This is a genomic window from Asticcacaulis sp. (assembly GCF_051954415.1).
GTDB lineage: Bacteria > Pseudomonadota > Alphaproteobacteria > Caulobacterales > Caulobacteraceae > Asticcacaulis.
In genome coordinates, this window is the sequence record NZ_JBQCHT010000040.1 from 37,084 (window position 1) to 57,311 (window position 20,228).

Annotated in this window: 22 protein-coding genes; 7 read left to right on the top strand and 15 right to left on the bottom strand. The window is 60.3% G+C overall.

Annotated features, from left to right (window positions below; genetic code table 11):
• Positions 1-119 precede the first annotated feature (119 nt).
• The 3 genes from ACTHND_RS15250 to ACTHND_RS15260 all read left to right on the top strand — a co-directional run bounded on the left by ACTHND_RS15250 (position 120) and on the right by ACTHND_RS15260 (position 4,214).
• Positions 120-1,091 (top strand): complex I NDUFA9 subunit family protein, encoded by a 972-nt coding sequence (locus ACTHND_RS15250; RefSeq protein WP_440178814.1) that lies wholly within the window; start codon positions 120-122, stop codon positions 1,089-1,091.
• A 52-nt stretch (positions 1,092-1,143) separates the two neighbouring features.
• On the top strand, positions 1,144-2,463 hold the full coding sequence (locus tag ACTHND_RS15255) for an outer membrane protein assembly factor BamB family protein (RefSeq protein ID WP_440178815.1): 1,320 nt from the start codon (positions 1,144-1,146) through the stop codon (positions 2,461-2,463).
• A gap of 62 nt (positions 2,464-2,525) precedes the next feature.
• Complete coding sequence (locus tag ACTHND_RS15260) at positions 2,526-4,214, top strand: methyl-accepting chemotaxis protein (protein WP_440178816.1); 1,689 nt, start codon at positions 2,526-2,528, stop codon at positions 4,212-4,214.
• Positions 4,215-4,339: 125 nt separating this feature from the next.
• On the opposite strand, the gene ACTHND_RS15265 is transcribed toward ACTHND_RS15260, so the two are convergent.
• Both ACTHND_RS15265 and ACTHND_RS15270 read right to left on the bottom strand, forming a co-directional pair.
• Entirely contained in the window at positions 4,340-5,095 is a 756-nt protein-coding gene (locus ACTHND_RS15265) for a dienelactone hydrolase family protein (protein WP_440178817.1), read from the bottom strand.
• A gap of 18 nt (positions 5,096-5,113) precedes the next feature.
• Complete coding sequence (locus tag ACTHND_RS15270) at positions 5,114-5,878, bottom strand: dienelactone hydrolase family protein (protein ID WP_440178818.1); 765 nt, start codon at positions 5,876-5,878, stop codon at positions 5,114-5,116.
• A 136-nt stretch (positions 5,879-6,014) separates the two neighbouring features.
• Here ACTHND_RS15270 and ACTHND_RS15275 point away from each other — a divergent pair, with 136 nt between their 5' ends.
• Positions 6,015-6,608, top strand: a complete 594-nt coding sequence (locus ACTHND_RS15275; RefSeq protein ID WP_440178819.1) for a nitroreductase family protein — start codon at positions 6,015-6,017, stop codon at positions 6,606-6,608.
• Positions 6,609-6,831: 223 nt separating this feature from the next.
• Here the strand turns inward: ACTHND_RS15275 and purH are convergent, their stop codons facing one another.
• The 6 genes from purH to ACTHND_RS15305 all read right to left on the bottom strand — a co-directional run bounded on the left by purH (position 6,832) and on the right by ACTHND_RS15305 (position 13,786).
• Positions 6,832-8,436 (bottom strand): bifunctional phosphoribosylaminoimidazolecarboxamide formyltransferase/IMP cyclohydrolase, encoded by a 1,605-nt coding sequence (gene purH / locus ACTHND_RS15280; RefSeq protein WP_440178820.1) that lies wholly within the window; start codon positions 8,434-8,436, stop codon positions 6,832-6,834.
• Between the two features lie 300 nt (positions 8,437-8,736).
• Positions 8,737-9,144: a glycine zipper domain-containing protein gene (locus ACTHND_RS15285; protein WP_440178821.1), complete on the bottom strand. Its 408-nt coding sequence runs from the start codon at positions 9,142-9,144 to the stop codon at positions 8,737-8,739.
• A gap of 254 nt (positions 9,145-9,398) precedes the next feature.
• A complete protein-coding gene (locus tag ACTHND_RS15290) occupies positions 9,399-9,773 on the bottom strand; it encodes a glycine zipper 2TM domain-containing protein (RefSeq protein ID WP_440178822.1) in 375 nt (124 codons plus the stop codon).
• 116 nt (positions 9,774-9,889) lie between these two features.
• Positions 9,890-11,620 (bottom strand): heparinase II/III family protein, encoded by a 1,731-nt coding sequence (locus ACTHND_RS15295; protein WP_440178823.1) that lies wholly within the window; start codon positions 11,618-11,620, stop codon positions 9,890-9,892.
• A gap of 6 nt (positions 11,621-11,626) precedes the next feature.
• On the bottom strand, positions 11,627-12,286 hold the full coding sequence (gene rpe, locus ACTHND_RS15300; RefSeq protein WP_440178824.1) for a ribulose-phosphate 3-epimerase: 660 nt from the start codon (positions 12,284-12,286) through the stop codon (positions 11,627-11,629).
• A gap of 54 nt (positions 12,287-12,340) precedes the next feature.
• Positions 12,341-13,786, bottom strand: coding sequence for an RsmB/NOP family class I SAM-dependent RNA methyltransferase (locus ACTHND_RS15305; RefSeq protein ID WP_440178825.1), 1,446 nt, complete (start codon positions 13,784-13,786; stop codon positions 12,341-12,343).
• A gap of 185 nt (positions 13,787-13,971) precedes the next feature.
• On the opposite strand from ACTHND_RS15305, the gene ACTHND_RS15310 reads away from it, so the two are divergent.
• On the top strand, positions 13,972-14,619 hold the full coding sequence (locus ACTHND_RS15310; protein ID WP_440178827.1) for a hypothetical protein: 648 nt from the start codon (positions 13,972-13,974) through the stop codon (positions 14,617-14,619).
• Between the two features lie 214 nt (positions 14,620-14,833).
• On the opposite strand, the gene ACTHND_RS15315 is transcribed toward ACTHND_RS15310, so the two are convergent.
• The 3 genes from ACTHND_RS15315 to htpX form a co-directional block, all read right to left on the bottom strand.
• Positions 14,834-15,610, bottom strand: a complete 777-nt coding sequence (locus ACTHND_RS15315) for an alpha/beta hydrolase (protein ID WP_440178933.1) — start codon at positions 15,608-15,610, stop codon at positions 14,834-14,836.
• Positions 15,577-15,996 carry a hypothetical protein gene (locus tag ACTHND_RS15320; RefSeq protein WP_440178828.1) on the bottom strand — a complete coding sequence of 140 codons (420 nt, stop codon included), beginning with the start codon at positions 15,994-15,996 and terminating at the stop codon, positions 15,577-15,579. The genes ACTHND_RS15315 and ACTHND_RS15320 overlap by 34 nt, the downstream gene beginning before the upstream one ends.
• Positions 15,997-16,115: 119 nt before the next feature.
• Positions 16,116-17,027 (bottom strand): zinc metalloprotease HtpX, encoded by a 912-nt coding sequence (htpX, locus tag ACTHND_RS15325; protein WP_440178829.1) that lies wholly within the window; start codon positions 17,025-17,027, stop codon positions 16,116-16,118.
• Between the two features lie 81 nt (positions 17,028-17,108).
• On the opposite strand from htpX, the gene ACTHND_RS15330 reads away from it, so the two are divergent.
• Positions 17,109-17,324: a DUF1674 domain-containing protein gene (locus ACTHND_RS15330; RefSeq protein ID WP_440178934.1), complete on the top strand. Its 216-nt coding sequence runs from the start codon at positions 17,109-17,111 to the stop codon at positions 17,322-17,324.
• Here ACTHND_RS15330 and ACTHND_RS15335 read toward each other — a convergent pair.
• The 3 genes from ACTHND_RS15335 to pyrF form a co-directional block, all read right to left on the bottom strand.
• Positions 17,321-17,863 carry a GNAT family N-acetyltransferase gene (locus ACTHND_RS15335; RefSeq protein WP_440178830.1) on the bottom strand — a complete coding sequence of 181 codons (543 nt, stop codon included), beginning with the start codon at positions 17,861-17,863 and terminating at the stop codon, positions 17,321-17,323. The genes ACTHND_RS15330 and ACTHND_RS15335 overlap by 4 nt on opposite strands.
• 9 nt (positions 17,864-17,872) lie before the next feature.
• Positions 17,873-18,055 (bottom strand): hypothetical protein, encoded by a 183-nt coding sequence (locus ACTHND_RS15340; protein ID WP_440178831.1) that lies wholly within the window; start codon positions 18,053-18,055, stop codon positions 17,873-17,875.
• Between the two features lie 103 nt (positions 18,056-18,158).
• Positions 18,159-18,845, bottom strand: a complete 687-nt coding sequence (gene pyrF, locus ACTHND_RS15345; protein ID WP_440178935.1) for an orotidine-5'-phosphate decarboxylase — start codon at positions 18,843-18,845, stop codon at positions 18,159-18,161.
• 77 nt (positions 18,846-18,922) lie between these two features.
• Between pyrF and ACTHND_RS15350 the strand changes: the two genes are divergently transcribed.
• A complete protein-coding gene (locus ACTHND_RS15350) occupies positions 18,923-19,654 on the top strand; it encodes a MarC family protein (RefSeq protein ID WP_440178832.1) in 732 nt (243 codons plus the stop codon).
• On the opposite strand, the gene ACTHND_RS15355 is transcribed toward ACTHND_RS15350, so the two are convergent.
• Positions 19,655-20,227, bottom strand: a complete 573-nt coding sequence (locus tag ACTHND_RS15355; protein WP_440178833.1) for an ActR/PrrA/RegA family redox response regulator transcription factor — start codon at positions 20,225-20,227, stop codon at positions 19,655-19,657.
• Between the last annotated feature and the right edge of the window lies 1 nt (position 20,228).

Sequence of the window (20,228 nt, forward strand, 5' to 3'; positions counted from 1 at the left end):
CAGCGCGCAATATTTCCGCAAAGACATTGCCTCAGCAAAAGCCTTGCGTTATCGAGGGGGCAAAGCGGGTGCCCCAGACGAGTCTCCCGCCGGCTGATCAGTATTTTGAGGATAAGATCATGACAAATATGGTCACGGTTTTCGGTGGTTCGGGCTTTCTCGGCAAGCAGGTGGTGCGCGCCCTGGCGAAACAGGGCTGGCGGGTGCGCGTGGCCGTGCGCAAGCCGACCTTTGCCTATGACCTGAAGCCGCTCGGCGATGTCGGTCAGATCCAGGTGGTGCGTTGCGATGTGCGCCGCGAAAAGGATATCGAAAACGCCCTGGAAAACGCTTCAGCCTGCGTCAATCTGGTCGGTATCCTGTACCAGACCGCTGGTATCAGCTTCGACGCCCTCCATCGCCAGGCATCGACCTGGATGGCCGATATCTGCAAGGCGAAGGGCATCCAGAACTTCGTCCAGGTCTCGGCCATCGGCGCCAATCCGGACGCCGCCTCGAAATATGCCTCGACCAAGGGCAAGGCCGAACTGGCTGTGAAAAAGGCCCTCCCCTTGGCCGTTATTCTGCGTCCTTCCATCATCTTCGGCCCGCAGGACGGTTTCTTCACCTCGCTGGCCGGCCAGATCAAGCTGTTCCCGCTCATGCCGGCGATCGGCGGCGCCAACAACAAGTTCCAGCCGGTTTATGTCGGCGATGTCGCCGAGGCCGTGGCCCGCACGCTCGGCAATACGGACGCCTATGGCAAGACCTATGAGCTGGGCGGCCCGGAAGTCTTCGCCTTCAAGGATCTGATCAAATATGTCGGCGCCGAGGTGCAGAGCCCGCGTCCGCTGGTATGGATGCCGGTGGCCGTCGCCCGCCTGATCGGCCTTGTGGGCGATGTCCAGGCGGGGCTCAAGGGCCTTGTGCCGGTCCTCCCTGCGCCGATCCTGACCACTGACCAGGTGCTGCTGCTGGCCAATGACAATGTCGTCGCCAAGAACGCGAAGGGGTTGAAAGACCTCGGCATTGCCGCCACGGCGGTCGAATCGATCGTGCCGACCTATCTGTGGCGCTTCCGCAAGAACGGCCAATTCGCCGTTACCGCGTAAGTTGACGCTCAACCCTCCCGACGCTACAGCTTAGCCAAACGGGAGGGACTTCATGAAATATCTGCGGCTTGCCGGCGCGCTGATCGCCGCCATTTTTGCTACGCCCGTGTTCGCTCAGGATTGGCCGATGTTCATGGGTGACGCCCGGCATTCCGGCCTGGCATCGGCCGCCGCGACGGATATTGCCCATCTGAAACCGGTCTGGCGCCACCGCATCCCCGCCGAAATCAGCGCCTCGCCGGTCGTTGTTGGCAATCTCCTCTACATCGCCGCCGAAAACGGCAACCTCTACGCCTTCGACCTGACGACACACAAGCAGGTCTGGCTCTATCATGCCGAGGGCGGGATCGGCGCGACGCCCGCCGTCGCCGATGGCCGGCTTTATGCCTTGAGCCGCGACGGCTGCCTGACGGCGCTAGATGCCACCTCCGGCAAGGCCCTGTGGCGCTTCAAGACCGGCGGCGAAGCGCGCTTCGGCGTGCCTGGCGGTTATGGAATGCCGAAAGCCGAAGGCATTACGCCCGATCCGTGGGATTTCTGGCTGTCCTCGCCGCTGGTGCAGGACGGCCGGGTTTATTTCGGCAGCAGCGATCATCATGTCTATGCGCTCGATGCCGCAACTGGCGCGAAACTGTGGGCATTCGAGGCCGATGACAGTCTCCATGCCGCGCCGGCCCTGAGCGAGGGCCGCCTGTTCATTGGCACATGGGGCACGAAATTTTATGCGCTCGACGCCCAAACCGGCGCGAAACTGTGGGACTTCCAGGGCGGCAAGGACGCAAAGACCGGTATATTGCAAGGTTTCAGTGCCGCGGCGACGATTGACGGCGACACCGTCTATATTGGCTCACGCGATGGCTATATGCGCGCTTTCGATGCGGCCCATGGCAAGCTGCGCTGGACGTGGGACGCCGAAAAAAGCTGGGTGCTGGCCACCGCCGCGGTCGATGCCGACACCCTCTATTTCCCGACCTCCGATACCACTGTCTTCGTGGCGCTCGATAAAAAGACCGGCAAGGAAAAGTACCGCACGGATACAAAGGTCTGGACCTATACCTCGCCCGTAATCGCGGGTGATTACGCCTTTGCCGGTACCATGACCGGCGATTTGTATGCTTTCGACAAACATACCGGCAAAATCCTCTGGCATTACCGGACTGATAACGCGAAAGCGGATACGCTTGGGTTGATCGATGCTGCCGGCAAGCTGCGTTCGGAGATATTATTCCCGCAAGGCTTTCCGCCAGCGCCGGGCGTCGAAAACGTGAAAACCCTGGGCGCCTTCGAAGCATCGCCGGTCTGGTCCGGTAACCGGTTAATCACCGTCACGGCCGCGGGTGAAATAATCATTTTCAGCGCGGAAAACGGCTAGCAATTCCTTAACCATAACCGCGTTACCCCTGAATCAAATCGCGTTATTGATTCAGGTGCCTCATGAAGCTGTCCATCGGCCACAAGCTGTTTGCCGCGTCTCTCGTTTTCGTCGTTGCCATGGGAGCGTTCGTTATCGGCGCCTGGGGCAGCCTGGAGCACCTGCGCAAGCTTCAGGATAACGGCATGGGGCTGGTGCGCATTGCCTCGGCTTCTGAAACCCTGGCCAGCCAGGGGGCGGCGCTTTACCAGATCATCGCCGATAGCGAAATCAATCACGAACTGGACCAGACGCGCACCGACTGGCAGCCCGCCAAGGCTAAGACCGAACGCCTGTTTGCCGATCTGCGCGGCCAGTTGACTGATCCGGCCGATATTGCCCTCCTGGATGACGCGAAAACTAAATACCTGGCCTATGTCGGCGTGTTTGAACAGAAAATGCTGCCGGCGCTGGACGCCAATACCGAAATGACGCCGGAAATCCGCGCCCTGGACGGCGAGGTGGACGACGCCTGTACCGAAATGGTGGCGCCCCTGTCCAAACTGGCCTCGCAGGCGCGCAAGCAAGCCGTGGCGGCTGATGACGAATTCGACAGGCTGTCCGGCCAGGTGTTGGCGATGGGCACCACCATCGGCCTGCTGGCCCTGTTGATCGGCGGCACGATCAATTTCCTCGTCGTCCGTCATATCTCGGCGCCACTGAAGACCCTGAGCAATCTGTTGCACAAGCTGGTCAGCGGCCAGGAGGTGATAAGCGTGCCCTACGAACAGCGCCGCGACGAGGTGGGTGAAATTGCCCATGCCGTTTCCGCCTTCAAGGACAATATTGCCGCGGTCAAACGTCTGGAAATCGAACAGGAAGCGGCACGCGCCAAGCTGGAACGTGACAATGAGAACGCCCTGCAGGTGCTGAAAAGCGCCGAAGCCTTCGAGCGCCAGATCAAGGCCGTTGCCGCGCGTGTCGGCCAGACCTCGACCGATCTGAACATGGCCGCCAACAGCCTGGATCAGGCGGCGCGGGACGCCGACCAGCGCTCGGCCTCCATGGCCAGCGCCACATCGCAATCCTCCAGCAATATGCAGACGGTCGCCTCGGCCACCGAGGAGCTGTCGGCCTCGATCAACGAGATCAGCCGCCAGGTCGAGGAAACGACCCTGATGACCCAGGCGGCGACCGAACAGGCGCACAAGACGACGCAGACCGTCGATAACCTCTCCCAGGCCGCCGCCAAGATCGGCGAGGTGGTCGCCCTGATCCAGGATATCGCCGCCCAGACCAATCTTCTGGCGCTCAATGCCACCATCGAAGCGGCGCGCGCCGGGGCGGCCGGCGCCGGCTTTGCCGTGGTCGCCGGCGAGGTGAAGAACCTGTCGGCCCAGACCTCGCGCGCCACCAATGAAATCCGCGAACACATCTCGTCCATGCAGGTGGTCACCGAAGAGACCGTGGATGCTATCCGCTCGATCAGCCATACGATTGAGCGCATCAACGGCGTCACCACCTCTATCGCCGCCGGTGTCACACAGCAGACGGCGGCCACAGCCGACATCGCCAACAATGTGGCGCAGGTGGCCAGCGGTGCGGACACGATCAATGCCGACCTGCTCCAGGTGTCGCGCGCTTCGCAGATCACCACGGAAAACTCGGCGATGGTGCTGCAGGGCGCGGATAGCCTGGGCGAACAGGTCAAGGCGATGTCCGAGGAGGTCGATGCCTTCCTGGGGATGATACGCGTGAAGGACGCCGCTTAAACTAAGGGGCGTGGGGTCCGTGACCCCACATCTTATTCTATCCAGTAAAAAGGCCCCGCCCTTAAGGCGAGGCCTTTTTTATTGGAAGGAAAGGACTTGGGGCCACAGGCCCCAAACCCATATGATTAAGTGATATCAAACCGCTCCGCCACGAAACTCAGCAGCCCCTCCAAAGATGTCTGCATGACCGCCGGATCGTACTGCATGATCAGGCCCTTGTTGTCTTCCTCATCGAAGGCGTGGCTGGCATCAAGTTCAAGCGTGGTGACATCCACACCCTGGGCTTTCAGCCTGCCGAAAACCTTCTGCGAATGCCTGATTGGCGTCAGGTGATCCTTACTGGCCAGAACGACAAAGGTTTTTGGCGTATGCCGCCATTTCGACGAGTTCGAACGTGCCGGAAAATTGATATAGGGATAGACGAGGTAAAGCCCACGCAGCCGATCAACCAGCGCCGGATTGGGATCAGCAATCTTCACATTGCCCGCCTTGTCGAGCGACGAGGTCATCAGGTCCATGATCGACCAGCCGCCATGGCTGAATCCGCTTAAGATCACCTTGTCCATATCGACCCGGCCGCTCTGCTGCAGGCCGTACAGCACTGACAGCACGTCACCGGCACGTTCATACCCCTGTAATACCGCCCCGGTGCAGATCAGCGACACGGCAAAATTGCGGTCCCAGCCCCGCGGCTTGAAACTATCGACGACATAGGCTCGCACACCCGTCAGCGCCACGGCTTGCGCATAGAGATGCACATGCGGCCGCATCCCGCCGCAACCGTGGAACAGCACCACCGCCGACCGGACAACGTTATCCTGCGGCCCGTAGACGGTTATGTCGGGTTCCAGCAACGCATAGCGCTTCGCCATAGTATCCATCTATTCCCCCATTCCAGATCAGGCCCCCTGGAATATCTCCCTCACGAAACCCTCGAATGCCGCCATGGTTTTTTCATGGCTCTTGCGGTCATAGGCCATCAGCGGCCCGAAATGAAGGGCGCTGTCCTCGTCGAAGCAGTGTGTGCAGTCGAGATCGAGACGCTGGACCGGCAGGCCCTCGGCCTTCAGGTGATTGAAGATATGGTCGCCGTGGCTGTGACTGGTCAGGAAGTCCTGCCGTGCCAGTACGGCCAGGGTTTTCGGCGCATATTGCCAGCTATGCATATTGGAGCGCGCCGGGAAATTGACGTAGGGGTAGACGAGGAACACGCCCTTGACACCGGTCATCGGCTCCGGCGTCGGGTCCATCAGGCGCGCCTCGCCGCTGCGCGTGAGCTTCTCGGTCATCAGGTCCATGATGGACCAGCCGCCGTGGCTCCAGCCGGCCAGGATGATATTGCCGGCATCGACTTCCGGCCGCTGCCCCAGGCCCCAGACCGCCGCCAGCACATCACCGGATCGCTCATAGCCATGCAGGGCCAGGCCAGTACAGACCAGGCTCATGGCCGCGTTTTCATCCCAGCCGCGCGGCGTGAAGGAATCGACGACATAGGCCCGGAAGCCGAGCCCGGCCACCTGTTTCGCATAGGCGTGGATATGACTGCGCACGCCGTTACAGGCATGGAACAGCAGGACAGCCGGGCGCGGCATTTTATCAGGCGGTCCGTAGGCGGTGATAAAGGGGTCGAGAAGCGAAAATCTGTGCTGAAGCGTATCGAGCAATCACTTTACCCCTTGAAATACTGTAACTGCAACTCATATAGTTACTTATAGATAATCTGCCGCCTGATGAGGTGAATCAGAAATCGCCAGCAAAAGCCAGTTATTTCCCAGTTATTTTCATAGAGTGAGAGCCACCATGACCGCCCTGCGCACCTCCGAATACCCGATCGACACACAATTCCTTGAACGCTGGTCGCCGCGCGCCTTCACGCAGCAGCCCCTGACCGAAGAACAGGTTCTGACCGTTCTGGAAGCCGCGCGCTGGGCGCCGTCGGCCTCCAATCTCCAGCCGTGGCGCTTCTTCTACGGCCTGCGCGGCACGCCGGAATTCGACACCCTGCTCTCCCTCCTCGTGCCGTTCAATGAAGGCTGGGCCAAGGATGCCGGCGCGCTGATCTTCATCGCTTCCGTCACCTCGTTCGATGGCCAGCGCCAGAACCTCACCAATAGCTTTGACGCCGGCTCGGCCTTCATGTCACTGTCCTTGCAGGCGCACAGCCTGGGCCTGGTGGCCCACGGCATGGCCGGGATCGAATATGACAAGGTGCCGGTCGTGCTCCAGTTCCCGGAAAATCTCAAGCTGGAGGCCGCGGTCGCCATTGGGTATCAGGGCGATGCGTCGAGCCTACCCGATTTCCTGCAAACCCGTGAAGCGCCTTCGACGCGCCAACCGCTGTCGGATATCGTCTTCAACGGCCACTTCACCGGCGAAATCAAGGTGCCGGCGTAAGGTAAGTAAGAATCCCCACCACCGCAGCGCTTCGCTTGCGGTCCCCTCCCCAATAAATTGGGGAGGTATAAGATCGAAAAGCCCCGGATGTCGACATCCGGGGCTTTTCTTGGCTCAGTCGTTTAATCGGAGAGATTTTTGTCGTCCGAGCAGGCGGCTAGCGACGGCTGTATGTTTATACAGCCTAGCGACGCCAACGCACTCGGCGGCGAAAAGATCCCGATTAATGTCTGAAGACGCGGACGCCGGTGAATACCATCGCTAATCCAGCGGCGTCGGCAGCGTCGATCACCGCCTGGTCGCCGATGGAGCCCCCCGGCTGGATGATCGCCGTGGCGCCGGCAGCGGCGGCTTCCAGCAAACCATCGGGGAACGGGAAGAAGGCTTCCGAAGCGCAGGCCGAACCGGTGGCCAGGCTATCCGTCAGGCCAAGCCCCTCAGCAGCTTCCTGGGCGCGCAGACGGGCGATGCGGGCGGAATCGCGGCGGTTCATTTGACCGGCGCCAATACCGGCGGTGCGGCCATCCTTGGCGTAAACGATGGCGTTCGACTTGACGTGCTTGGCCACGGTGAAGGCGAAAAGCATGTCCTCGATCTCGGTCGGCGTCGGCTGGCGCTTGGTGACGACCTTGAGGTCCGCCGCCGTGATGCGGGCCGTGTCGCGGCTCTGGACAAGCATACCGCCGGCCACCGAACGGAACACCTGACCGCCAGCCAGCGGGTCCGGCAGGGTGCCGGTAACCAGCAGGCGCAGATTCTTCTTGGCGGCGAAGACGGCGACGGCATCGTCATCGACTTCCGGCGCAACAACAACCTCGGTGAAGATCTCGACGATCTTTTCGGCGGTCGCCTTGTCCAGCTTGCGGTTCAGTGCCACGATGCCGCCAAAGGCCGACACAGGATCGCATTCCAGGGCGCGCCTGTACGCGGAGATCAGGTCATCGCCGGTGGCCACGCCGCACGGATTGGCGTGCTTGACGATGACGCAGGCGGGCTTGTCGAACTCGGCCACCAGCTCGATGGCGGCGTCGGTATCGGCCACATTGTTGTAGCTCAGTTCCTTGCCTTGCAACTGCCTGGCGGTGGCAACGCCTGGGCGGTCCTCGCCAGTCTTGTAGAAGGCGGCGGACTGGTGCGGGTTTTCGCCGTAGCGCATGGTTTGCAGGCGCTCAGCCCCAATCGTCTTGCGCTCCGGATAATCGTCCCCCAGTTGCGCGGCGAACCAGGTCGAGACGGCGCTGTCATAGGCCGCCGTGCGGGCAAAGGCGCGCGCCGCCAGCGACTTGCGCAGGGCCAGGGAGGTGGTGCCGGTCCCGGCGATGGCGGCCAGGACTTCATCCATGCCGGCCTTGTCAACACAGACGCTGACATAGGGATGGTTCTTGGCCGAGGAACGGATCATGGCCGGGCCGCCGATATCGACATTCTCGATGGCGGCTTCAAACGTACCGCCGGCGGCGACGGTCTTCTCGAACGGATAGAGGTCGATCCACACAATATCAATCGGCTGGATATCGTGGTCCTTCAGCGCCTGAGCGTGTTCGGGGGCGTCACGATAGGCCAGCAGGGCACCGTGGACCTTCGGGTGCAGGGTCTTGACGCGGCCATCCATCATTTCCGGGAAGCCGGTGATATCCGCCACGTCCCTGACGGCGATATTGGCCTTTTGCAGGGCGGCCTTGGTGCCGCCGGTCGACAGCAGTTCGACGCCGGCGGCAACCAGCGCCTGTGCGGCCTCGATCAGTCCGGTCTTGTCGGACAGCGAGATCAGGGCGCGTTTCGGTGTCACCAGATCGGCGGCGGGCGGAAAATCAGGAGCGGCGGGCATGGGCTATCCGTATATAAAGTTACTCCGGAACGTATGAGCGTTCCGGCAAGGGCAAGGCCCGCCCGAGCGGGTGCGAGGAGCCATGCGGCGTTTGAGCTGAATAATGCGCGCCGTTTACACGAACCTGTCACATTTGACTAGGCCGTGCCGATAACAAGCCGTAACGGGATACGACCGGATATAACAAAACCTCCGCCGTGGATTGAGCGTGGCGCCAAAACACGACAAAACCTCCACCATGGGTGAGCATGGCGGAGGCTTCGCTGATGATCGCAAGTCTCAAGCGACTTATGGGAGCGTTTAGTAGCGAGACCCGTAGCGATCATCATTGCGGTAATGCTTGTAGCTGTTGTAGCGGACCGGCTCGCTGCGGTAACCGTAGTGACGGTCTTCCCAGCGCTGGCGCTCCATGGCGGCCTCGGCCTTGTTGCAGGTGTCCTTGCCCTGGTCGCGGCCCAGCTTGTTACCCAGGAAGCCGCCCAGAACCGCACCGGCAACCGCACCGATACCCTTTTCATTCTTGGCAACCTGGCTGCCCAGCAAACCGCCGGCGACGACACCCAGGACCGCGCCGGTCTTGGCGCTGTTTTCCTTGGTGACCTCGCACTGATAGGTGGTGCGGGCCGAAGCCGTGGCCGGGGCCATGACGGCGGCGGTGGAACCGATGATCAGGCCGGAGGTGACAACGGCGGTCCCAAAAGTTTTCATGCCGTTTTTAAAGATCTTGCTCATAACTTTAGTCCTTCGTGTCTTTGGCTTTCGGACTTTCCAGGTTATCTGGGCCGATGTGCCGTTCATGAGGACAGTTATAAGCCCCCGAACCTGAACGGGATTTGATCCGCTCGTTCATTTTCATTCAGGAAAGCATTTATTTTTGAAGGGCTTGGACAGCCCTGTCAGCCTTACAGAAAAAGGCCCCGCCGCATCCGGCAGGGCCTTTTCAAATATCAGCCGCGAAAAAATTATTCACGGATATAGCGGTAAACCACCTTGTGGCGATGACCGTACTTGTCAGTCTCATAAAGCGTGCGCGTGCGGTAGGCCACCTCGTCAATGCACTTGCGCTTGGCATTGTTCTTGGCGATCTTGCTGCCGGTATATCCGCCAACCACCGCGCCACCCACGGCGCCGAGGCCCCGTTCATTCTTGGAAATCTGGCTGCCCAGCAGGCCGCCGGCGATGGCGCCGATCACGGCGCCTTTATTGCCGGCGCGCTTTTGCTCATACTTGCAGCGATAGGTCGGATAAGCATCGGCGACATTGGGGATAGCGGCGGAACCGGCGATCAGGCCCAGGCTCACGACAGCGGCGGTAGCGGTCTTCAGGATACGGGTCATGTGCATACTCCTTTGATTATGCGCTCAAAAAGCGCAGATTTGCGCAGGAGTATCCGAATTTCGATATAAGGATTCAGTCAGGAGAACCTGGCCATCCGGTAAAGACCTGACCAGTATCAGGATTCCGCCGGTGACAACTTCCAGCGCAGGCGCGTCGGCGTATCGAGCCGCGCCGTGCCATTCAGCACGATCAGGGTCGTCTTGCGCGGCGCGCCCTTTTCAAACACCGTGCCCTCACCAAGCGCCACCTCGGCTGCATCATGACGCAGCCACCAGCCGCGACCGCCGGGTCCGCGCAAAAGGATGCTCTTCCGGTCGCGCGCCAGCGAGGCCTGGACCTCCGGATGCAGCAGGAAGCGCACCGCATAGGGCACCGAAGCCGGCATGTTCTGCAACTTCTTGCCGGTCGCCATCGGCGTCAGGCGTTCTTCGCCGCGCAGTTCATCGCGCTGGGCATCGACATAGAGCCGGCGCTCATGCTTCAGGCCGAAACGCGGCCGCCAGCCCTCGTGCTCCAGTTCCAGAAGCGTACCGGACTCCTCGGCCTCCACCCTCCGGCTGCGCACCTTGTATCGCAGGCCCTGGAGCGTGAAATGCAGCAGTTCGCCGAACCGGTCGGCCGCCGGCTTCAGGATCAGTTCATCACCCAGGGTCAGGGTATTGGCGGCGCCGACCACGCGAAATGCCTGGCTATCCGATTGCATGGGCGACCAGCCGGGCGAGACGATCAGCTTGTCGCGCCCGCCCGAAACCTCGAAGGCCATCGGGTAATCGCAGGCGGCAAAACCGAAATCCCCGGCCTTCGCCTCGCCGGCATCGACATAGACGCTTAAAGATCGGCCGAGCAGACAGTGATACCGCGCCTGTTCCAGCACATTCGGCAGAGTCCCCGCTTTCGAATCCGTATGCAGCAGGGCCGGCAGGATCTGATCTTCGAGCAGCGATTCCGCCCCCTGGAAGGAGACCAGGCTGCCATCGGGATGGCTGAGCGTGCGCACGAAACGCGACAGGCGCTCGATATGCTCTTCCACATAGTCCGGCACGGCCTGGCTGCGCTGACTCAAGGCATCGACCAGCAACAGCAGGTCATAAAGCAGCTCCAGCCCCTGTTCCGGGCTGCGCGACATGTGCGAACCGTCGCTCTGCGTACAGCGGCGCAGGGCTTTCGGCAGGCGCTTCAGCCCCTTGCGGCGGAAGCTGTCACCCACATTCCCCGACAGCACGCAGCCGATCGCCACCAACGCCACGGCGCGGCTGGCCTGATAAGCGGCATTATTATGCAGGCGAAGCAGGTGCCGGCCCTGTTCGGCGATGGATTCCGCCAGGGTGTGCGCTTCCCAAGGCTGGGCCACGGCGGAGAGGCGGCGAGCAAAGATCGACAGGTTGATCAGCCGGCGCGCCAGCACTTCCTCGCCCCAGGTAAAGGGCGTCCAGTTGCGGAAGGTCTTCTGCCACAGCAGGAACAGCCGCACGGCCTCCTTGGCACCATCGTCGCCCTGGGTCATCAGATGCGGCAGCCACGAAAAACGGTGCAGCTCGATGGCGAAGGCGCGGGTCGGCGAGGCGCGGTTCCACGGATCGCCGGAGCCCTGCACGCTCATGCGCGCATTGGCAAGCGTGAAGCGGCCGGAAAGAATGGCCTTGCCGAGCAGGGCATTGGCGGGCCGGCCATCGTGCGGCGTCGCCAGGAAGCCATCCGGCACCCGGCCTTTCAGCGTCAGGCGATAACCCGGCATCCCGAAGAGTTCGGCCCCCGCCTGCTTGCGCAGCCACGCGCCTACCACCTTTTGCCACGGCGTGGCGGCGGTCAGCACATCGGCCAGGGGCGTCGACTCGTAGGCCTTCATGGGCGCTTAAAGTCCCTTGAGATGCTTGATATTGGCGGCATAGGCGGATGGCCCGCCCTTGAAGACAGCGGTGCCGGCCACCATGGCGGTCGCGCCGGCTTCCACGCACTTGTGGGCGTTCCCAGCATTCACGCCGCCGTCGACCTGCAGGATGGCCGGGTGGCCGACGGCATCCAGCTTCTTGCGGATGACTTCAATCTTGCGAAGCTGGCTGTCGATAAAGCTCTGGCCGCCGAAGCCCGGATTGACGCTCATCACCAGCACCAGGTCGATATCGTCTATCACCCAGTCGAGGATCTCGACCGGTGTGGCCGGATTGAGCACCACGCCCGCCTTGGCGCCCAACTGGCGGATATATTTCAGCGAGCGGTGCAGGTGCGGACCGGCTTCCGGATGCAGGCTGATATAGTCGGCCCCGGCATTGCGGAAGGCTTCAAGGAAGCTATCAACCGGCGAGATCATCAGGTGGCAATCGAACGGCAGGGTCGAATGCGGGCGCAGGGCCTTCACAACGTCCGGCCCGATGGTGATGTTCGGCACGAAATGGCCATCCATGACATCGATATGCACCCAGTCGGCGCCCGCCTCGGTGATGGCGCGGACTTCCTCGCCCAGCTTGGAAAAATCGGAGGCCAGGATGGAGGGGCAAATGAGCGGGGTCGTCATGATCGGGTACTCGCGGATTTGATGGTCTTGCTTAAGGGGATTGCCTATAGCAGGTCAACCGGCCTTACGTGTTAACTTTGCTATGAAAAAGCCATCCTGGCCGCCGGGGCGCTGATGCGGCAGCAAGCGCACCCAGCCCTCCGGACGGACCGATTCGGCCGGTATACCCATATCAGCAGCATTTTCGGGCAAAAGCTTGACCAGGCTGAAATCCTTATGGCGGCGCAGGAAGGCCAGAACCTGGGTTTCACCCTCTTCACGTTCAAGTGAGCAGGTCGAATAGACGAGATCACCACCGGCCTTGACCCGCTTCGCCGCGGAATCGAGCAAGCGATGCTGGACATCGGCCAACTTGGCGATATCGGCCGGGCGCGTGGCCCACAAAACGTCCGGCTGGCGGCGGAAGGTGCCGGTAGCCGAGCACGGCGCATCGAGCAGGACGACATCGAATTCACGGTCGTCTTCATAGCTTTCCGCATCGGCCATCTGGATATCGGCGGAAAGCCTGGTGCGTTCGAGATTTTCCTCGACACGCTTCAGGCGGTTCTTCGAGCGATCGAGCGCCGTGACGGTGGCGCCGCGCGCCGCCAGTTGCATGGTCTTGCCGCCGGGGGCCGCACAGAGATCGATGGCCGTCTTATCCTTGATATCTCCCAGCACATTGACCACGGCGGCGGCGGCGGCATCCTGTACCCACCAGACGCCATCCGCATAGCCCGACCACTCGCGGACATCGCCGCGCAAGGCAGAACGCAGGGTCAGCCCGCCGAGATCGGTGCCTTCCAGCGCGTCCTTATGCGCGTCGAGATCGGCCTGTGAGCGGAAGGTCAGATCGGTCGCCGACTCCTCGGTCAGCATATAGGCGATGCCGTTGGCGTTATCCTCGCCATAGGCACCCTTCCAGCGGGCATAGAGCCAGTCGGGCGCCAAGCGTGAGGCGATCGGCGCCGGCAGGCCGCCCTCACGGATGACGCCGCGCAGGATGGCATTGATCAGGCCCTTGAACGGACGGGTATGGGAGGCGCGCTCGGCCAGCTTGACGGTGGTGGAAACGGCGGCGAAATCGGGCACATTCATAAAGCCGATCTGTACCAGGCCAATGCGCAGCAGGTCGCAGACGGCGGCCGAAGGCGTCTTCTGGGTGCGCTTTTCGATAATGTGATCGAGCTGGCCGAGACGGCGCAGCACCAGCAGGGCCATGGCGCGGGCAAAGGCGCGCTCGCCATCGCTCAGGGCCAGGAATTCGCTGCGGGTCACGGCCTCGTCGAAACCGGAACGCTTGGTCAGGGCCGCATCGATCAGGCCCATGGCGGCGATGCGGGCATTCATTCCGATATCGCCATCATCGGCGGTATTGATGACCGGGTCTGGATGCTTGATCGGGGCCGACTTGGCGGCGATCTTGGCGGCCATGCCTTTCGACGGCGGACGCTTGACGAGCTTGCGCTGGAAGGTGGGCTTGCCATTGCCGGAACGGGCCGGCGGCTTATTCGGGGCCATAAGGGCGCTTTCTTTAAGATGCTGGGAGACGGCGCGTCCTATAGGCCCCGCGAGGAGATGGGTCAAGTTTTGAGAGGTTTAGGATGAGATGCAGATTTAGAGAAATATCCCCAGTAGGTTACCACCTTCACATTTTGTCAGGTTAATCTTGACTATTATCACACGACTCCAACACAGGTTTATTCTTGCGACATTCTGCTAAAGCACAATTTGGCATCAAAAAGCTTTTGGTCGGTGCATGCCTACTGACCATCACACTAGGCCTTTATGGTTGCAGCCCTTCATACATGAGGCGGTTACTTGTTACCATTGAGGTCAATGACAATGGAACCATACTTACTGGCTCAAGTGTTCAAAAGGTTGGATGCAGGGCAGCTAATCCGACTTACGGCGGGCTTGATGTAGGTGGCTGTTATATAGAAGGTGATGCTGCCTATGTTCACCTGAAAAACGGTCAACATTTAATTTTAACTTATGTCACAGACGAATATAGAGCTGATCCGCGCGGTTACGCAAATTCAATCCTTAACAGACATGACCTAACTTCTGACTTCAGTTGGGACGTTCCGGAAGATGAAATTCCTCAAATGGTCACGTTCAAAAACTCGCTAGATCCGGATTCCGTTGTTAGGGTGTATCCGGCTGACGCAGAACAAATTCTAGGATCGGGCGTAAAGATTGGAAAGATTCACGTGGCATTGACAGATTTGCCAGTCAACGAAGGCAATATCAGTAAGGTGTTTCCATGGATAAAAGACTTTGTTCACTTATCCAAGAACCTTGGCGAAAATGGTGCCTACATAGATAATAATAGCTTCACCTCGAAGCGTTAGAAGCTAATGTCAGTAGAGTTAAAATGGCAATGCTCATCTTTGAGCGTAGGAAAAAGTTTAACTCCGCTGGCTGCTACCGCCGATGGCCGCTGATTTCCGCGCCGGCGGTTCGAGAAAACAACATATTCCACCAGGTGGCCGTCAGCGAAATCACTCGGCCCGCCTCATAAAAAAGGCGGCCCTTACGAGCCGCCTCTTCCCATCAAAACGCTTCTCAATCCCGGAACAGCAGTGGCGCCAGTTCATGCAGGCTGCGCCGCCATGAGAGGAACTCGTGCGCCGTATTGGGTGACACATAGAAGACGCTGTTGACGCCAGACGCCTTCAGTTCTTCGGCATTCTTGCGCGGGTCTTGCGGCGGCGCGCCCGGCGGCCCCATGCGCGGGCCCTCCAGTTCGCGGCTGCCGAAGCTGACAAAGGCCAGCTTGACCTTGTCCTTGAAGCCCGGCGTCTTGCTGACGTCATCGACCGAGATGGTGCCGCCGCTTAAGAGGCCGATATAGGCGAACTTATCGATATTGGCGAAGGTGATCAGCTTGGTCTCGAAACCGCCCATGGACAGCCCGGCCATGGCGCGGTGCGGCTGGTCGGACAGGGTGCGGAAATGGCTGTCGACATAAGGGATCAGTTCATCGACCAGCACCGTCTGGAACGGCTTGATATCGAAGCTGAACAGGCCGCCGGGCTTGACCTCATTGGTCATGCCGTAGGTCATGACGATGATAAAGGGTTTGGCCTTCCCTTCGGCGATCAGGTTATCCATTATCAGGTTGGCATGGCCCTGATTGGCCCAGGCGGTTTCATCCTCGCCCCAGCCATGCGGGAGATAGAGCACGGGATAGCGCTCCGCCTGGCTGGCGTCATAGCCGGGCGGCGTATAGACGAAGGCGCGACGCTGGGTGCCGGTGCTGGGCGAGGGGAACAGAATCTGCTGCACATTGCCGTGCGGCACGTCTTTCAGTGCATAGAAATCGGCGTCATGCGCCGGCACCTCGATGCCGCTTTCCCAGCGGGTCGAGCCGTAGAAATTGAGCGTGCCCGGATCGTTGAAGGTGCCGCCATCGACGGTAAGATGGTAATAGTGGAAGCCCTCATCCATCGGGCCTCAGTGGTGCCGGTCCAGGCGCCGTCGGCACCCTTGGTCAGTGTGGTGCCGCCGCGGCCGCCCAGACCCAGGCTGACCTTGACAGCCTGCGCATCAGGAGCGGTGACGCGAAAACGGACATAGCCCTGCGAATTGACCTGCGGATAGTCCTGACCCGGCTGATTGACGGATGACCGCTTGAAATCTTCCGTGATGGCCGGCGCGGCGGTTTGCGCCATGACCGGACCGGCAAGAAGCACAGACGCAAGGGCCGTGGTTAAAACACGCTTCATTGATACCTCCCTGAGTTTGCCATGTGGTTCATGGCGTTTGTTATTACTCAGACTATTGCAGCAATCCTTAATTGCCGCAATACCACTTTTGGAGGTCTTTAATGCCTTCGCAGCTCGTTTTACTGTACGGTCGGTACGCTGGTCTGGCCGAAAGACGTGCCGCGGCGCTTCATATCCATACCAAGCTGGATCAGGGCATTGACGCGGTTTTCCGTCGCCGGGTGGGTGGAGAACAGATTGTCCATGCCGCGCCCGCTCAAGGGATTGATGATGAACAGGTGCGCCGAAGCCGGATGGCGTTCGGCCTCATGATTGACCACACCGCCCTTGGCGTAGGCCTCGATCTTTTTCAGCGCGCGGGCCAGGCTTTCCGGATCGCCGGAGATTTCACCGCCCATGCGGTCGGCGGCATATTCACGGGTGCGCGAAATCGCCATCTGGACCAGCATGGCGGCGATCGGCGCCAGAATGGCCATCAGGATCACGACGACAATATTGCTATGGCCGTCCTCATCGTCACGCGAACCGCCGAAGAACATGGCGAAATTGGCCAGTGACGAGATAGCGCCAGCAAGGGTCGCTGTGATCGTCATGGTCAGGGTGTCGCGGTTTTTGACGTGCGCCAGTTCGTGGGCCATGACGCCGCGGATTTCCTCGCGCTCCAGCATCCGCAGCAGGCCGGTGGTGGCGGCAACCGCCGCGTGTTGCGGATCACGGCCGGTGGCGAAGGCGTTCGGCTGGTCCGAATCCATGATATAGACCGCCGGCATCGGCAGGCCGGCGCGACGGCTCAGTTGCTCGATATCGGCATAGTAATCACGCAGCAAAGCATTGGGCGCATTGGCGTCGATCCGTTGAGCGCCATACATGCGCAGCACCATCTTGTCGGAATTATAATAGCTGAAGACGTTCATCGCCACGGCCAGGCCGAGCGCGATCAACATGCCCGTCGGCCCCGCCAGTGCAAAACCGATCACGCCAAACAGCGCGGTCAGGCCAGCCAGAAGCAGCCAGGTCTTTAACGGGTTCATTTGAATAAGGCTCCTTGAGAAACAATCCTTTAGGGCCTAGATATGGAAATCGGCGCCATTGCCCGCAAGACGGTTACGAAAATGTCATCCGAAGTTGAAAAGCCTGCCGATCTGAGCGCCCTTGAGGTGCGCAGGATCCTGTCGCCCGTCGCCAAGCGCGCCCTGGCCGAAGCTGCCGAACGCCGCGCCAAGGAAGAGGCCGAGATTGCCAAGGCGATCGAAGAAGGCGGCCCGACCGGCCCGGAACCCACGCGCTATGGCGACTGGGAACGCAAGGGGATTGCGGTGGACTTTTAGAGCTTGCTCAGATCGACAAACATGACCTTTTCAGCACGCGCTTTATTGTCAGGCGTATCCAACAAGGTAAAGCCCACCTTTTCATAAAAAGCGACTGATTTTGCCTTCGCGTCTACAATAATGAAGCGGCAGCCTACCCACTCGGCTATTTCGTTCTTGGCAATGCCTAAAGCGAAATCGATCAGGACACTGCCGAGTTTCTTTGAAACTGCCAAACCATTGCCACGATAACGTTCATCTACCATCAAACGAGCAATCTTCACCGCCGGATATTGCTCATATGGAAACAAATGACCGTCGATATCCGCAAGTGTTTCGGCCGAACGGACCTCGCTGCAAACCAGCGTAATATATGCAGCTACGCGATTATTCGTCTGATCGCACACAACATAAGTCCGCGCCAAGTTTGCCTTTTCATAAGGCTTGGCCTTTGTTCTGGCGAACATCTTAAGAGGCGCAAAATCTGCGTCTCCCGTTCTGAAGGATGTAAAGGAATCGCCGTCTTCAATAGGGCGAAGAATAAATTCGTCTTCGTCCACGGGGCGTCGTTATTTTTTGATCTTGATCAACAACTGGCGCGATGCACGAAAATCACTAGCCATGCTTGAGCCACGACTCAAGCTTTCTCTGGCAGCGTCCTTTGGCTTGCCATAGGTAATCTGATTCTTGAACTTCTTCGCATCGTCAGCGGTCAGAGTTGTGCTGCCAAAGGCGTTAGATTTTACAGCCATCTTTCACCTCCTGTGACCTGACTGAATAATACCAGACTCCACATATAGGAGAACAAGCCTGGAACGTCAAATCACAGTTGACGAAATGCCAAAAACGAGTCCGTCAAACTCGAATCGCCTCAAGGATCGCCTGTGTGGCCGCCACCGGATCGGCAACGCGCGTAATCGGGCGGCCGACCACCACATGCGAGGCGCCATTGCGGAAGGCATCTTCCGGCGTGGCAATGCGCTGCTGGTCATCGACCGAAGCCCCCACCGGACGCACACCCGGCGTCACAATCAGGAAATCGGCTGGCACACGCGCACGGATCAGCGCCGCCTCATGCGGCGAGGCCACCACGCCATCCATCCCGCAGTCCACCGCCTGATCAACACGACGCAGCACCAGATCAGCCAGCGGCACACCATACCCCATCTCATCAAGGTCGCCTTGCGTCAGCGAAGTCATAACCGTGACGCCTATGATCTTGGTGTTCGGATTAGAGCGGCCCTTGATCGCCGCCTTCATCACCTGCGGTTCGGCATGGACGGTCAGCAGGTCACAGGCGCCGGAGGAAGCGGCTTTCGCCGCCCCTTCCACCTGCGCGCCGATATCGTGCAGCTTCCAGTCCTGGAAAACCGACTTGCCCTGCGCCGCCAGTTCCTCGCACAGCGTAAGCCCGCCCTGCGCCAGCAGCGTCAGGCCGATCTTGTAATAACTGACGGTCTCACCAAGCCTGGTCACCAATGCGCGGGCCGAGGCCAGATCGGGTTCATCGAGGGCAACGATCAGGCGGGGATCAGCTTTCAGCATGGTTACAATCTCAACAGGCTTGCGGGAAAGGGCGAATTGCTGTGTGGTAAGCAAATTCATCGGTGGGCAGCCAAATGACTCTGATCTCGTTCTACGTCAACTTTTTCATCACGCTTTTCGCCCTGATCGACCCGATCGGCAATGTGCCCATCTTTGCCGCCGCCACCCAGAGCCAGAGCCCGGCCTCGCGCCGCCTGATCAGCCTCTATATCTCGATCTTCACCGCCCTGATCTTGACGGTCTTCTTCTTCGCTGGCCTCAGCATATTGAAATTCTTCGGCATTTCGATGGACGCCTTCCGCATTGCCGGCGGGCTGCTGCTGTTCCTGATGGGACTGGAAATGGCGCGCGGCGACTTCATCGAGACCTTTACCCGCGCCGATGAGGTGGCGCATGGCGGTGACCCCGCTTCCGGCGTCCAGCCGCTCGGCCATCGTGAAAAAGCAAAGAACGCCTTTGAAAAGCTGGTCGTGCCCTTCGCCTTTCCGCTGATGGTCGGCCCCGGCACAATCTCGACCGTCGTCATCCAGGCCGGCGAAGCGCAGAAACTGGGCATTCTGGGCCTGGCCACCGGCGTGGCGGCGATCTGCACCACCGCTTTTGCCGTGCTTCTGACCCTGCTGTTCGCCAATTCGATCTCACGCATTTTCGGCCGGGTCGGCATGGTGGTTGTGGTTCGGGTGCTCGGCCTGATCCTGTGCGCCCTGTCGGTGCAGATCATCATCTCGTCGGTCAGCCAGATCACGCACAACCTGATCCTGCCTTCCGCCGCCCATCCTTATGAGAGCGGCACGCACCACCGGTAATTATTTCGGGGCACGCTTGGCGAGAATCCGTTGCAGGGTCCGGCGGTGCATATTCAGCCGGCGGGCGGTTTCGGAAACATTCTGGCCGCACAGGGCATAGACGCGCTGAATATGTTCCCAGCGCACGCGATCGGCCGACATCGGGTTTTCCGGCGGCGGCGGGGCATGATCCTCCACCGCTAACAGGGCCTTGACCACATCATCGGCATCGGCCGGCTTCGACAGGTAATCGATGGCGCCCGATTTGACCGCCGCCACCGCCGTGGCGATATTGCCGTAGCCCGTCAGCATGATGGCCCGCGCTTCCGGCCGCTTCCGGTGCAGGGCCTCGACCGCCTGAAGGCCGTTGCCGTCTTCCAGTCGCATGTCCATCACGGCGAAGGCCGGCGGATTGGCGTCGATCATTTCCATGGCCTGATGCACGCCTTCGGCCACCGCCACAGTGAAGCCGCGCATCTCCAGCGCCCGCGCCAGACGATTGCGGAACGGCGCATCGTCATCCATCAGCAGCAAGGTCTTGTCGGCCAGGCCGGCAATCGCGGTTTTCAGAACTTCGTGCGGATCGGCGTCCATG

Excerpts from the sequence above, each read along its gene's own strand:
- ACTHND_RS15250 (WP_440178814.1), top strand. The coding sequence starts at position 120 with ATGACAAATATGGTCACGGTTTTCGGTGGTTCGGGCTTTCTCGGCAAG.
- ACTHND_RS15255 (WP_440178815.1), top strand. The coding sequence starts at position 1,144 with ATGAAATATCTGCGGCTTGCCGGCGCGCTGATCGCCGCCATTTTTGCT.
- ACTHND_RS15260 (WP_440178816.1), top strand. The coding sequence starts at position 2,526 with ATGAAGCTGTCCATCGGCCACAAGCTGTTTGCCGCGTCTCTCGTTTTC.
- ACTHND_RS15265 (WP_440178817.1), bottom strand. The coding sequence starts at position 5,095 with ATGGATACTATGGCGAAGCGCTATGCGTTGCTGGAACCCGACATAACC.
- ACTHND_RS15275 (WP_440178819.1), top strand. The coding sequence starts at position 6,015 with ATGACCGCCCTGCGCACCTCCGAATACCCGATCGACACACAATTCCTT.
- purH (WP_440178820.1), bottom strand. The coding sequence starts at position 8,436 with ATGCCCGCCGCTCCTGATTTTCCGCCCGCCGCCGATCTGGTGACACCG.
- ACTHND_RS15285 (WP_440178821.1), bottom strand. The coding sequence starts at position 9,144 with ATGAAAACTTTTGGGACCGCCGTTGTCACCTCCGGCCTGATCATCGGT.
- ACTHND_RS15290 (WP_440178822.1), bottom strand. The coding sequence starts at position 9,773 with ATGACCCGTATCCTGAAGACCGCTACCGCCGCTGTCGTGAGCCTGGGC.
- ACTHND_RS15295 (WP_440178823.1), bottom strand. The coding sequence starts at position 11,620 with ATGAAGGCCTACGAGTCGACGCCCCTGGCCGATGTGCTGACCGCCGCC.
- rpe (WP_440178824.1), bottom strand. The coding sequence starts at position 12,286 with ATGACGACCCCGCTCATTTGCCCCTCCATCCTGGCCTCCGATTTTTCC.
- ACTHND_RS15305 (WP_440178825.1), bottom strand. The coding sequence starts at position 13,786 with ATGGCCCCGAATAAGCCGCCGGCCCGTTCCGGCAATGGCAAGCCCACC.
- ACTHND_RS15320 (WP_440178828.1), bottom strand. The coding sequence starts at position 15,996 with ATGAAGCGTGTTTTAACCACGGCCCTTGCGTCTGTGCTTCTTGCCGGT.
- htpX (WP_440178829.1), bottom strand. The coding sequence starts at position 17,027 with ATGAACCCGTTAAAGACCTGGCTGCTTCTGGCTGGCCTGACCGCGCTG.
- ACTHND_RS15330 (WP_440178934.1), top strand. The coding sequence starts at position 17,109 with ATGTCATCCGAAGTTGAAAAGCCTGCCGATCTGAGCGCCCTTGAGGTG.
- ACTHND_RS15340 (WP_440178831.1), bottom strand. The coding sequence starts at position 18,055 with ATGGCTGTAAAATCTAACGCCTTTGGCAGCACAACTCTGACCGCTGAC.
- ACTHND_RS15350 (WP_440178832.1), top strand. The coding sequence starts at position 18,923 with ATGACTCTGATCTCGTTCTACGTCAACTTTTTCATCACGCTTTTCGCC.
- ACTHND_RS15355 (WP_440178833.1), bottom strand. The coding sequence starts at position 20,227 with ATGGACGCCGATCCGCACGAAGTTCTGAAAACCGCGATTGCCGGCCTG.